The sequence below is a fragment of the Streptomyces macrosporus genome (genome assembly GCF_039533145.1).
In the GTDB taxonomy this organism is placed as follows: domain Bacteria; phylum Actinomycetota; class Actinomycetes; order Streptomycetales; family Streptomycetaceae; genus Streptomyces; species Streptomyces macrosporus.
In genome coordinates this window covers 49,836-61,585 of sequence record NZ_BAAASZ010000035.1, presented here as the reverse complement: position 1 = coordinate 61,585, position 11,750 = coordinate 49,836, and the positions used below count along the sequence as shown (strand labels likewise).

Annotated in this window: 9 protein-coding genes and 4 pseudogenes; 10 read left to right on the top strand and 3 right to left on the bottom strand. The window is 70.7% G+C overall.

The features are described 5' to 3' along the window. From ABD335_RS25025 to ABD335_RS25005, 5 genes and pseudogenes are all read left to right on the top strand, one after another. The coding region (locus ABD335_RS25025; protein WP_344327586.1) for a DUF6286 domain-containing protein at nucleotides 1–558 on the top strand (558 nt) is incomplete at its 5' end. A gap of 21 nt (nucleotides 559–579) precedes the next feature. Next, the gene (amaP, locus tag ABD335_RS25020) at nucleotides 580–1,179 is read left to right on the top strand and encodes an alkaline shock response membrane anchor protein AmaP (RefSeq protein ID WP_344327583.1); all 600 of its coding nucleotides are present in this window, start codon (nucleotides 580–582) and stop codon (nucleotides 1,177–1,179) included. A 462-nt stretch (nucleotides 1,180–1,641) separates the two neighbouring features. Further along, nucleotides 1,642–2,022, top strand: a complete 381-nt coding sequence (locus ABD335_RS25015) for a hypothetical protein (RefSeq protein WP_344327582.1) — start codon at nucleotides 1,642–1,644, stop codon at nucleotides 2,020–2,022. Between the two features lie 50 nt (nucleotides 2,023–2,072). Further along, a pseudogene (locus ABD335_RS25010) lies at nucleotides 2,073–2,622 on the top strand (transposase family protein); the annotation flags it as partial. Beyond that, a complete protein-coding gene (locus ABD335_RS25005; protein WP_344327580.1) occupies nucleotides 2,519–2,842 on the top strand; it encodes a DUF6461 domain-containing protein in 324 nt (107 codons plus the stop codon). The pseudogene ABD335_RS25010 and the gene ABD335_RS25005, both read left to right, overlap by 104 nt. 69 nt (nucleotides 2,843–2,911) lie before the next feature. Here ABD335_RS25005 and ABD335_RS30925 read toward each other — a convergent pair. From ABD335_RS30925 to ABD335_RS24995, 3 genes and pseudogenes are all read right to left on the bottom strand, one after another. Then, nucleotides 2,912–3,127, bottom strand: a pseudogene (locus ABD335_RS30925) (integrase core domain-containing protein); the annotation flags it as partial. Between the two features lie 642 nt (nucleotides 3,128–3,769). Continuing rightward, on the bottom strand, nucleotides 3,770–4,576 hold the full coding sequence (locus tag ABD335_RS25000; protein ID WP_344327579.1) for a MerR family transcriptional regulator: 807 nt from the start codon (nucleotides 4,574–4,576) through the stop codon (nucleotides 3,770–3,772). Continuing rightward, nucleotides 4,569–5,105, bottom strand: a complete 537-nt coding sequence (locus ABD335_RS24995) for a VOC family protein (protein WP_344327578.1) — start codon at nucleotides 5,103–5,105, stop codon at nucleotides 4,569–4,571. The genes ABD335_RS25000 and ABD335_RS24995 overlap by 8 nt, the downstream gene beginning before the upstream one ends. A gap of 123 nt (nucleotides 5,106–5,228) precedes the next feature. Here ABD335_RS24995 and ABD335_RS24990 point away from each other — a divergent pair. From ABD335_RS24990 to ABD335_RS24970, 5 genes and pseudogenes are all read left to right on the top strand, one after another. After that, nucleotides 5,229–5,661, top strand: a pseudogene (locus ABD335_RS24990) (DNRLRE domain-containing protein); the annotation flags it as partial. 457 nt (nucleotides 5,662–6,118) lie between these two features. Next, nucleotides 6,119–6,250 (top strand): hypothetical protein, encoded by a 132-nt coding sequence (locus ABD335_RS24985; RefSeq protein ID WP_344327577.1) that lies wholly within the window; start codon nucleotides 6,119–6,121, stop codon nucleotides 6,248–6,250. Beyond that, nucleotides 6,223–6,414: pseudogene (locus ABD335_RS24980) on the top strand (telomere-protecting terminal protein Tpg); the annotation flags it as partial. The gene ABD335_RS24985 and the pseudogene ABD335_RS24980, both read left to right, overlap by 28 nt. 347 nt (nucleotides 6,415–6,761) lie before the next feature. Beyond that, complete coding sequence (locus tag ABD335_RS24975) at nucleotides 6,762–9,395, top strand: SpoIIE family protein phosphatase (RefSeq protein WP_344327575.1); 2,634 nt, start codon at nucleotides 6,762–6,764, stop codon at nucleotides 9,393–9,395. Nucleotides 9,396–9,869: 474 nt separating this feature from the next. Then, a complete protein-coding gene (locus ABD335_RS24970) occupies nucleotides 9,870–11,678 on the top strand; it encodes a glycosyl hydrolase (protein ID WP_344327574.1) in 1,809 nt (602 codons plus the stop codon). Nucleotides 11,679–11,750: the final 72 nt, after the last annotated feature.

Here is an 11,750-nt window from a genome sequence, read left to right as displayed (position 1 = left end):
CGCGGCGGAGCCGGAAGCACGCGGCGCTTCTGGTCCGCACGGCGGGTGCCCGCCGCGATCGTGGCGCTGGTCCTGGCCGTGATCGCGATCGCGCTGCTGTACGAGGCGGTCGCCTCGGCTTTCGGCCGGACCCCCGCACGGTGGCGGCGCGGTGTCGCGGACGAACTGGCCACCCGGCCGCTGGACGACCTCTGGGTGATCGCCGGCGCGGTGCTCGCGGCCCTGTTGGGCCTGTGGCTGGTCGTCCTGGCCGTGACCCCCGGGCTGCGCGGGCTGCTACCGATGCGCGGCGGCGCCCCCGGCGGGGTCAAGGTGCGTGCCGCGCTGGCGCGGTCCGCCGCCGCGGTCGCGCTGCGCGACCGGCTGCTGGAGGTGCCCGGCGTGCAGTCCGCCCGAGTGAAGGTCGGACGGCGCAGGGTCAAGGTACGGGCACGGGCGCACTTCCGGCCCCTGAAGGAGGTGCGGGGAGATCTGGACCGGGCCGTGGAGGAAGCGGTCCGGCAGCTCGGGCTCGCCCGGCGGATGAGGCTGTCGACCCGCGTACGGCGTCCGAAGTGAGGAAGGAGTGAGGTGGGCCGGATGCTCGGAGCGGTGAACCGGATCCTGCTGGGACTGGTCGGACTGGTGCTGCTGGTGCTGGGATTGTCGGTGCTGGCGGGCGGGCTCGACCTCTGGCGGCGCTGGGACCTCGGCCCGCCTCAGCAGTGGCCCCTGAGCGGACCGGACGAGGTACTGCTCGACCGCGGGACCCCGGCCTGGTGGCAGGAGGCGGGCTGGTGGCGCCGGCTGGTGGCGATCGGTGTGCCGGCCGTCGTTCTCCTGCTCGCCCTGTGGTGGCTGGAGGCCCAGTTGCGGCGGCACCGGCTGGACGCCGTACTGGTCGACAGCGGGGATGGCCACGGCGCACTGCTCCGGGCACCGGCTCTGGAGGACGCGGTGGCCGCCGAGGCCAGGACCCTGCCGGGTGTGGAACGCATCGATGTGACGCTGGACCGCCGTCGCACCGGCCCGCGGGCCCGGGTCGCACTGGTGCTGGCCCCCCACGCGAGTCCCGCCGACACTCTGACGCGCCTGCGGGACGGGCCCCTGGAGCACGCACGTGCCTCGGCGGGCCTCGACGTGCTCCCGGCGCGGATCCGGTTGCGTTCGGCGCGGCACCGCGCCGAACGGGTGAGCTGACGACTGCCCCGGCCCTGGAGCCGCCCATTACCATCTCTCGGATCCAACGTCGGCCCCAACGGCTCGTCAGGGCGTGCCCGGGCCGTATCGGCGGGCCGTTCCAGCCGTCCCCCGCCCCCGCTCCACGACTCGGGCCGCCGCCTCGGCCGCCTCGGCGGGCAGACCGGTAACAGCGCCCTCCGCCACCCGTAGGCCCCAACGCAGCGCACCGGCAGCCCCGCGGCCCCGTTCACCGCCTTCTCCGGGCCGCGCACCATATCGAGCACCGTCGGCAGGGCCCTGCGCCACGACATCACCGGCAACTCCTCGATCGCTCTCGGTGACCAAACGGGCGGAAGCGCGTGGAGCAACACGCCCGTGCGCCCATTCCGAGAGATGCTTCACGGGTCGCCGAGCGGGATAATTTCCGTATACGCGATCGGGCTCCAAAACGGGCCCGCCGTCCTACTGCCGGAGGAAACCATGCCTCCTCGCACCAAACGCGCCCCCGCCCAGGCCACCAAGCCGGCCGGCACACCCGGCGCCGAACCACAACAAGAGCGGGCGGAAGAGCACCCGAACGGACGCCACGGACACGATCTCACCATCACCATCCCGGTGGACCGCACCGCCTCCGCCGCCGCGAAAGCCGTCAAACTGCCCATCACCGCAGCCCAGCGCGTCCTGCCCGCCAAAGGCGGACTCCCTCTCTACGCCGGCCTCGGAGCCCTCGGCCTCGCCGGAGTCCTCGAATGGCCCGTCGCCGCCGGTATCGGCATCGGATACGCCGTCCTGCGCCGCGGAGGAGCACTCCCCTCTTCGCCCACCACCCCCAGCACCAAACCTGGTACCACCACCGAATGAGCTTGACGTTTACAAGTCATCTCAGGTGGCGTGGCCGGTGGTCCGCGGGCGTGACACCCGTGGAACGGCCGGTGCCGAACGAGCGGTGGGAGCCGTTCCAACCGGTGGTGCCGCCGCCCCGGCCCGACCGCAGACGGGCGGCGGCCGGCACGGCGACCGCGAGGCCTTGGCGGCGAGCATCCTGGTGTCTTCGTGGCCACCTCCGGCCGCGCCCGGCAGCAACTGTCGTCCGCGTCCTTCGGGCAGTCCGGGGCGACGGCTCATCGGCGGTTCGCCGAGTGGAGCACGGCGCGGGCGGGGGCCAAGCTCCACCGCCTGGTGCTGGACGAGTTCGGCGCCCGTGGTGAGCCGGCCCGGCCCCGCTGCGCGATCGACTCGGTACACCTGCGGGCGGTGAAAAGGGGGGAGCCGACCGGCTCGAAGATCCATTTGATCACCGACCGGTCCGGTCTGCCCGTCTCGGTGGGTCTCCGCGGCCGACACCCACGACGGCGAGGTGCTGGCCCTCTTCCGCGGCGGCGACTTGGACCTCTTCCATCACTTCGCCCACGGGGTGCGCACCGTGCTGCTCGAGCCGCTGTTTCCCGAGCGGCGGGACGGAGCGGACCCCGACCGGTTCCTGACGGCGATGCGGGAGGTCGGCCTCGTCGCGGAGCCGGACGGGGTGCGGCGGCGGTCTCCCGGAGAGATCGGGCTCGAAGGGCTCCTGGACTTGGCGACGGCGGCCACGGGGTTCCGGATCGACCCGGAGGTCTTCCGTGGTCCCCTGCCCACGGGCGAACTGGGGCCGATCGACATGCCGTGGCTCGACAGCCGGTGACGTGCCCGGTGGATGCGGCCGGCGCGTGAGGCGACCCGTAGGTTGCAGTCGGCTGATCGGCGGCCGGCCTCCGAGGGCTGAGCGGTGTCGTTCGTGGTCGCGGTGCCCGAGCCAGGGGTTGAGCGCGGCGGTGCGTTCGTCGTTGCTGGTAAGGACTCGACGGTAGGCCCATTCGGTTTGCAGGGTCCGGTGGAGGCGCTCGACTTTGCCGTTCTGCCATGGGCAGTGCGGCTTGACGAACTTCTGCCGGGGGCCGCGGGAGGTGCGGACCTCGGTGGCGAGTATCGGTGGGCCCAGGCGTTGTCGGTGATCAGTCGTTGGATCCGATTGATGCCGTGCCTGGCGAAGTAGCTGATTCCGCGCTCCAGGAATGCTGCGCAGGTCGGTCCTTTCTCCTCGGGAAGGACTTGTGAGCAGGCCAATCTCGAGTGGGCGTCGACGAGGGAGTGCACGTAGTCGTAGCCGACCGTTGCCCGTTTGCGTTCCGCGGTCGATCCCATCGCCCTGCCATGGGCTTGCCGGCCGCCTCCGTCAGGGATGCGGCCGAGCTTTGTCACGTCCCTGTGCACCGACTCGCCGGGTGCGGATCGTTCATGCCGCACGGCGGTTGTTTTCGATGCGCGGACGGGTTGTCCGGTGTTGGGGTCCAATCGGGACAGGAGCGGGGCCCGTGTCGGGCGAGGATGCGTGAGACGGCGCGTGCGGGCACGCCTGTGCGCTCAGCGATCTCGCCTCGCCCGACACGCGCGGTGTTGCGGAGCGCCGGCACCATCGCCTCGATGCTCGGGGCGGTCCGGCGCGGGAAGCGGCGCGGACGGGAGGAGCGGTCCTGGAAGCTCTGTGCCACCGTCTGTTGCGTAGCGGTCGAGCCGGCGCTTCACGCAGTGGCAAGACATCCCCATGGCCGCAGGCTTACGGCCCCGCGCTCTACTGCCAGGTCGCGGTGTCGGGGTCGATGCCGTGGGCACGCGCGCCGGCGTCGATGATGCGACGGAACCACGTGGCGAGGCCGGCGCGGATGCCGTCGTAGTGGGCGGCAAACGCCGGATCGGCCTCGAACATGCGGCCGAGACAGACCTGCATCTGCCTGGTGAGGGGAAAGTACGAGGAAGTGAACACTTCGCGGTGCCGCTCGACGAGTTGATTCGCTTCTGGGCTGCCGGGTGTGACACCGGCGTCCATCGCATCCCCGAGGGCGCGGTCGAGGTCGGCAATGGCGTCGGCGATGGCCTGCCATTCCTCCGGACCGCGAGCGGCTGAGCGCTCGGCGTACTGCTGCCATTGCGTCGTGTCTCCGTAGCGCTGACGGGCTTGGGCGGGCCAGTCCGGGTTCCACTGGGGGCCGAAGATCGCGGCCTGCTGCTCGACGGTCAGCAGCAGGCCGCGCTCGTGGGCGTCGATCATCCGATCCAGTCCGGCACTGAGCTGCCGGAGGCGGTCGATCCGTTCGGCGACCTGGGCGCGCTGCGCGCGCAATGCGCCGGGCACGTCTGCGGTCGAGTCGTCCAAGATGGCTTGGACCCTGTCCAAGCCGAGACCGATCTCGCGGTAGACGACGATGCGGTGCAGGCGTTCCAGATCGCCGGCGGTGTAGAGCCGGTATCCGGCAGCCGTGCGCAGCGACGGTCGTGCCAGACCGATCTCGTCCCAGTGGTGCAGCGCGCGGACTGTCACGCCCAGACGCGCCGAGACCTGGCCGACGGTCAGGCCATCGGCGTCGGTGTCATCAGGCATGCTCCTCATTGTCACCGCGACCGACGCCCGGTGGGGTGATTCCGATGGCTTCAAGGTTCCGCGCCTCCTGGCCGGCCGGATCAAAGGGCTTCGCCGCAGTGAGAACGATCCGCGCGTTCTCGGGGGTGATCACCGTCACATCGCGGGTGTTCCAGGGGGTGTCCCGTGGACCATCGACCGAGTTCGGGCGCAACGCACGACAGGCCTCGACAAGGGGATCGACCTGGCTGAGCACGCATGCGAAACTGAAGCTCATCGCCGGTGTCTGCTCCGGAACGCTCTCCGCCGAGACGAGCAGTACGTCCTGGAACGCCCACCGGCGCAGATGCACGAGCCTGCCGGGGATGCTGAACAGCTCGAAGAACCCGAGTCCACGAACCCAGAAGTCCACCGACGCCGCCAAATCGCTCGTGGGGATCGTCACGAACGCGGGCATTCCGTAGATGCCACGGAACGGCTCCGGCGGAACCGCGTCCGGGCCGGGAGCGGGCACGGGACTCATCTCGAACGCGTTGTAGTAGTCGCTCATGCACCCCACCCTCCAGCCTCACGCAACGTGAGGGTCAAGCCGAGTCCGTGGATCTCGCCCTGCCTCCAACGATGCGTGCCGAGACCGGCGACACCCGGGCCGTCATGCCCGCCCACCGATGACGTGAAGGCATGGAAGCGGGTCAACTCCGCGAACAACGCGACCAATCAGCCCAAGCTCACCGTCACCTACAACTATCGGCCGCAGGACGGGACGGCGCAGCAGGCCGGCCCGCCGTTCCAGTCCTACAACGGGGTGTGGGTGTCAACACCCTCACGCCGACGCTCAGGGACACGTTCGCGGACGCGGACGGCGACAGGGGCAGCGGGACCCTCCAGGTCTACGACGCGGAGACAACACGCCGATCACCACCCCGGCCGGCGAGGGACTGCTGGTCTCCGACTCCGTCGCGCCCGGCGAGTGGGCGACGGTGCAGGTTCCGGACGGGCAGCTCGTGGACGGCAAGACGTACAAGTTCCGCACCAACGCCTACGACGGCACCCACTACAACCTGGACTGGTCCCTATGGCGGACGTTCGTTGTGGAGACCGCCGCCTGCATTCCCACCAACCTTCAGCCCGGCGACTCCTACACGATCAACGATCCCGAGCTGATCGCCGACCCGGCCCGGGTCGAGGAAGCCCTGAACAGGGACGGCAACTTGGAAGCACTCGGTGTGCAGCCGCGCACCGGCCCGTCCGCTGTGGAGTCTGCCGGAACACTGGCCGCCTGGGAGCGCACCTACACCGTTCCCGGTCAGAGGTTCGTCCGCGGCCGCAAGCTCGAGAGCAACGGTCTCGATTCGTACGAGTACATCGCCGACGTCGACGAATGCCTCGACGCCGACGACTCGGACAACAGGTCCGGGTGGATCAAGAACCGGTTCTCGTACTGTCAGGAGACTCCTGACGGTCATGCCGGCGATCAAGTGCGACTGGTGGCCGACCGGCTGCTCCCTGCAGGGCGCCTTCATATCACGCAACACGCTTATCGGCCGAGGCCAGACGGGCGGCTTGGACGGTAGCACACCGACCCGGGTCGCCGAGTTCGAGTTCAACGTGGACGTCTTCGTCTCCAAGGGGGACTTCAACAAAGCCGCCCAGCTGCGCCGCCGCCGGCCGCCACCACGGGCGGGACCACGGTGAAGACCCGCGCCCGGTTCGGCTACGCCGCGCCGACCGGCACGACCGACGACGGTCGGTTCCGCCGCCTCACCGTCCGCCTCCCTCCGGTGTGCGCGCAACGCCTGTTCGACGCCCGCGAGCCCCGAGCAGGCAACCGGCGGACGCGCCAGATCCCCGCCGGAGGACCGACCTCTTTCAACGTTGCCGCTCCGGGGTGAGGACGGCCACGGCACAGCGGCAGGCCGTCCGCGACGACACGCGGGCCGGACGCAGACCGCCGGTCGGCGCAGGTGGGGCCTCACCCCGGCAAGAGACCCGCACCTCGTTCAGACCCACTCGCGGCGTGCCACCTTGTCGCCGACGCGCCGGGACGGCATCCGACGGCTGCTTCGTCGTTCCCCGAATTCCCCGAAGCCGTGCCGGATTCCTCACCCTGCCGGCGGACTCCCACACCACGTTGAGCCGGCCCGCACATGCGGAGCGTGGCCGCGAGACGAGCCGCGTGAGGCACCGCGTGAGGCACACTGATGACATGGGCAGCCTCGATCCGCCGGGGACACCGTCGCGACGGTTTCCCCAGAGGCCGGAGAGCGTGGCGGCGGCTCGGCGGTTCGTGCGGGCCGCCTTGGCGGGTGCCGCGTCGGACGTGGTGGACACCTCTCGGCTTCTGGTCAGCGAGCTGGTGACCAATGCGGTCCTGCACGCGCGCACCCGGGTCGAGGTGTCGGTTCGAGTCCTTGACGACAGGATCCGCGTACAGGTCAGCGATCATCGGCCGAGTCTCCGGCTGGTACCGCACGAGTGCCCTCCGTACGCCGGTACGGGATGGGGCCTGGCCTTGGTCGCGCGACTGGCGTCCCGCCACGGGGTCGATGCCGACGAAGAGCGCAAGACGGTGTGGTTCGAACTACGGCCCGACGGACCACCGTCGCCATCGGGGTGGGAGGCCACGACACCGCCCTCTGACTCGGGCGAGACCGTGACGCTGGTCGACGTGCCGGACGCCCTCTACTTGGCGTCCCGGCAACACCGGCACGCGCTGCTGCGCGAGCTCGCTCTTGCCGCGTCCACCGGAGAGAGGTTCGGTGTGCGGCCGGAGGACCTTGCCACTGCCCAGGACATGAACAACGTGATCAGCGCATGTGTGACGGCCGCGCTGGAGAAGCAGCCTCCCGACGCGGACATCCGTTCTCTGCCCCTGTCGGTACCGGCCGACTCCACACCGGCAGTGCTCGTCTTGCGCCGGGTGCTCGACCTGGCCGAAGAGGCGGCCCGGGACGAGCACCTCCTCACCTTGCCGGCTCTTCCGCGCAGTCGTGTCTTCCATCAGTGGCTGTTCGACCAGATCACCGACCAGCTCGCCGGTGCGCCTCCCACCGCGTGGACGGTGGTGCCCCGCGAACCGGGCGCAGGCCCCTCGGAGCTGGTGCCGTGGGATGCCGGGCACCTGCGGGCCAGCAGGGTCCCGACCATCGCCGCCGACGAGAGGAACCGGATCATCGCGGCGAACGGACCGGCGGCGGACATGCTCGGTTGGCAGGCGGACGATCTCGTCGGGCAACGGCTCACCGTCCTCATCCCGGAACACCTGCGGAAACGCCACCTCGCGGCATTCACCTCCCTGCTGCTCACCGGCCGGCCCCGCATCGTGGGTCGCTCGGTACCGCTCCCGGCGCTGCACCGCGACGGCCGGTTGGTCCCCGTCCGTCTGTTCATCCAGACCCAGGAGGCGGCCGACGGACGCACTGTGTTCATCGCCCAGCTCACCCCCAGGGGGGCCGCTTCCGCTCACTCGCCGCGCACTCCCGGCAGAAGCCGCCACACAGCGCCGCGGGAATCGGACGGACCGCCCTCACCAACCGCTCCGGAACGCGGCAGGACGACGAGCGGTGCCGAAGCGGGCATGTCGGCACTGGAGCGGCTCTCCCTGCTGGCCGACACCGGGAGCGCGCTGAGCGACACCCTGGACCTGGACGAGGGGTTGCAGCGTGTGGGCCGGATCCTGACGCAGCGACTGGCCGACTGGTGCGTGGTGGACCTGTTCGGTGAGCACGCCCGGGTGGACCGGGTCTGCGTCGTCCACCGCGATCCCGGACGGCTGCGCCCCGAAGCGTACGAGGGCGGACTCCCTCCGGTGTCCGAGGCCGCGCGGGGCCCCCTGGCCCGTGTGCTGCGCGGCGCGGGACCGCTGCTGCTCACCGAGACGCCCCCGCCGAGTCGGGCCGAGAGCCCACTGGACGCCCACTATCTGGATCTGTTCCGGCGACTGGGTGCGAGCAGCGCGATCGTCGCCCCGCTACGGGCCCGCCGAGAGGTTCTCGGTGCCCTGACCGTGGCCCGTGTCGGCGGGGAACGGCCGTTCGTCGAAGAGGATCTGTCTCTGGTCGACGACCTGGTGCGCAGCCTCGCACTGGGGGTGGACAACGCCCGCCTGTACCAGGAGACCCGGAACATCGCCGAACGCCTCCAGCGCTCCATGCTGCCCGTACTGCCGGACATCGAGCACCTGCAACTGGCCGCCCGCTATGCCGCCTCCTCCACCACCGCGCAGGTCGGCGGCGACTGGTACGACAGCTTCGTTCTCCCCAGCGGGGGCACCGCCATGGTCATCGGCGACGTCACCGGGCACAACCTCGACGCGGCCATCGCCATGAGCCAACTGCGCAGCATGCTGCGCGGCATCGCCGTGGACCGCCAAGAGCCCCCCGAGACGGTCCTGCACCGTCTGGATCTGGCAAACCACAGCCTGCACCGAGAGGCCACCGCCACCTGCCTCTACGGCCTCGTCAAGCGAGCCGAGGACGGCTCCTGGGAGCTGGAGCACTCCTCCGCCGGGCATCTGCCACCGCTGCTGACCACCGAGGAAGGCGACACCCGCTACCTCGAGGAAGGCTCGGGCCTGCTCCTCGGCGTGAGCCCCGACACGCCCCGTCCCAGGGCCAGGAACCCACTTCCGGCCCACTCGACCGTGCTGCTGTACACCGACGGGCTCATCGAACGCCGCGATGAATCCCTCGACGGTGCCATGGCCCGGCTCCGCCGGCACACCGCGGCCCTGGCACGCGAGCCTCTGGACGTGTTCTGCGACGAACTCCTCATCAGGCTGGGCGCCGACAGCGCCGACGACATCGCCGTCCTGGCGTTCCGTCCCACACCGCCATCCTGAGCGACGACCGCCGGCTCCCCGGGGGCGAGCGGGGCCGGTGATCCCGGCAACCCCTCCGGGGACGGCTTGACGCGGCGGCGGACGTTCTCCGTTTCCCGGCTCCGGTCGGCCGCCGCCCGGTGTTCTCGCCGTTTCGCCCGTACGCGGGGACGAGGACGCCGTGTGGGCAGCCTCGCCGTTCCCGGCGAGCGGCGAGGCGTTCGAACCGGTGGAGCAAGGCGAAGGTCTGCTCGGCGGCGCAGCGGGGCGTGCCCGTGTCGAGGGACGTGATCGCCGTGTGGACGCGCGCGAGCGCGACCTGCTCGGTGGGGGCGCGGCCACGGACCGTGACCGATCGGCGAAGTCCACGGCAGGGCCGTCGACGGTATCGAGGAGCGGACTGCTCCGAGTATTGACACGTGCACGGCGTTCCTTGTGAATGGGAGCGCTCCCAAGGTCAACTCTTTCCATCAAATCCCAGAAGGAGCCGCACTCGTGCGCACACCACCCTTATCTCGCCTCCGGGGCGATCGGCCGCCCTCGTCCACCCTCCTGACACGGGCACGCCACGGCGCTCGGCGGCTGGCCGTCACCGTTGCCGCCTGCCTGCTCGCCGCCGTGCTGCCCGCCACGGCGCACGCCGAACCCGGAGCCCCGACAAGCGCCCCCATGATCTACGAGGCGGAGGACGGTGAGCTTCAGGGCGTCACCATCGGCTCGGCCGGTACCGGCTTCTCGGGCACCGGGTACGTGGAGGGCTTCGACGCGGCCGACGACCAGGTCGTCATCACCATCCCGGACAACCCCGGCGGGCTGTTCGACCTGACGCTCCACTACCGCGCGCCCTTCGGGGCCAAGGTCACATCGATGCTGCTCAACGGCAAGGGCGCGGGCGACGTGCCGCTGCCCGAGTCGGACGTCTTCGCCACCGCGGACGCCGGCCGGGTCCTGCTCGCACCGGGCGAGAACACCATCGCCTTCCGCAGCAACTGGGGCTGGTACCACATCGACGCCATCAGCATCAGCCCGACACCGCCGCGCGGCCCGCACCAGGCCGACGGCGTCCCCTCGGACCCGCAGGCCACGGCCGAGGCGCGGTCGCTCCTGCGCTACCTCACCGACAACTACGGCCGGTACATGCTCAGCGGTCAGCAGGACATGGGCTCGGTCGCCTGGGTGGAGGAGAACGTGGGCCGCGCCCCGGCCATCGCGGGCCTGGACATGATGGACTACTCGCCCAGCCGGGTGGAGCGCGGCACGTCCTCGCGGGAGGTGGAGAACGCCTTGGCCTGGCACGAGCGGGGCGGCATCAACGCCTTCGTCTGGCACTGGAACGCCCCGACCGGCCTGATCGACGAACCCGGCCGTGAATGGTGGCGCGGCTTCTACACCGACGCGACCACCTTCGACGTGGCCGCCGCCCTCGCCGACCGGCAGTCCGAGGAGTACGCGCTGCTGATCCGGGACATCGACGCCATCGCAGCCGAGCTCTCCCGGCTCCAGGACGCGGGCGTTCCCGTGATCTGGCGACCACTGCACGAGGCCGAGGGCGGCTGGTTCTGGTGGGGAGCCAAGGGGCCGGAGCCGGCCAAGGAGCTGTACCGGCTGGTGTACGACCGCATGGTCGACCACCATGGCCTGCACAACCTGCTGTGGGTGTGGAACTCCCTGGACCCGGCCTGGTATCCGGGCGATGACGTCGTGGACATCGTCAGCGCCGACATCTACCCGCCCGCCGGCGACCACAGCCCGCAGAGTCAGGCGTACGAACGGCTGCTGGAGCTGGTGGACGACAAGAAGCCGGTCGCCCTGAGCGAGAACGGCTCCATCCCGGACCCCGACTTGATGAAGGCGTACCAGGTGGACTGGAGCTACTTCACCACCTGGTCCGGCGACTTCGTCAACGGGGGTGTCCACAACTCGAGGGAGCACCTGAAGCACGTCTACGGCCACGAGAACGTCATCACCCTCGACGAATTGGGGGACTTCGCCCACCACGGGGGCTGTACGGCCGACTGGAAGGTCATCGGCGACTGGGACGACGGCCACCTGGTCCGCGTCACCGTCACCAACGACGGCGACGAGCCGCTGTCCGGCTGGCGGGTGGGTGCCAACCGCGCATCGGGCGTGCCGCTCGACGAGCACTGGAACGCCCGACTGGACGTCACGGAGGCCGGATGGTCCGCCGGGAACCTCGGCTGGAACGGCGCGCTCCAACCCGGCCAGGCGGCCTCCTTCTACCTCAAGTGGGGCACAGCCGAACCAGGAGGACTGTCCCCGTCACCGAGCTGCCAGGCCCGGTAGACCCTCCCCGGCGGGGCTCCGGCCCCGCCGGGATCCGCTTCTCGGCGACCGCGCACACGACGGCGGCCGGTT

Excerpts from the sequence above, each read along its gene's own strand:
- ABD335_RS24995 (WP_344327578.1), bottom strand. The coding sequence starts at position 5,105 with ATGAGCGACTACTACAACGCGTTCGAGATGAGTCCCGTGCCCGCTCCC.
- ABD335_RS25015 (WP_344327582.1), top strand. The coding sequence starts at position 1,642 with ATGCCTCCTCGCACCAAACGCGCCCCCGCCCAGGCCACCAAGCCGGCC.
- amaP (WP_344327583.1), top strand. The coding sequence starts at position 580 with ATGCTCGGAGCGGTGAACCGGATCCTGCTGGGACTGGTCGGACTGGTG.
- ABD335_RS25000 (WP_344327579.1), bottom strand. The coding sequence starts at position 4,576 with ATGCCTGATGACACCGACGCCGATGGCCTGACCGTCGGCCAGGTCTCG.
- ABD335_RS24975 (WP_344327575.1), top strand. The coding sequence starts at position 6,762 with ATGGGCAGCCTCGATCCGCCGGGGACACCGTCGCGACGGTTTCCCCAG.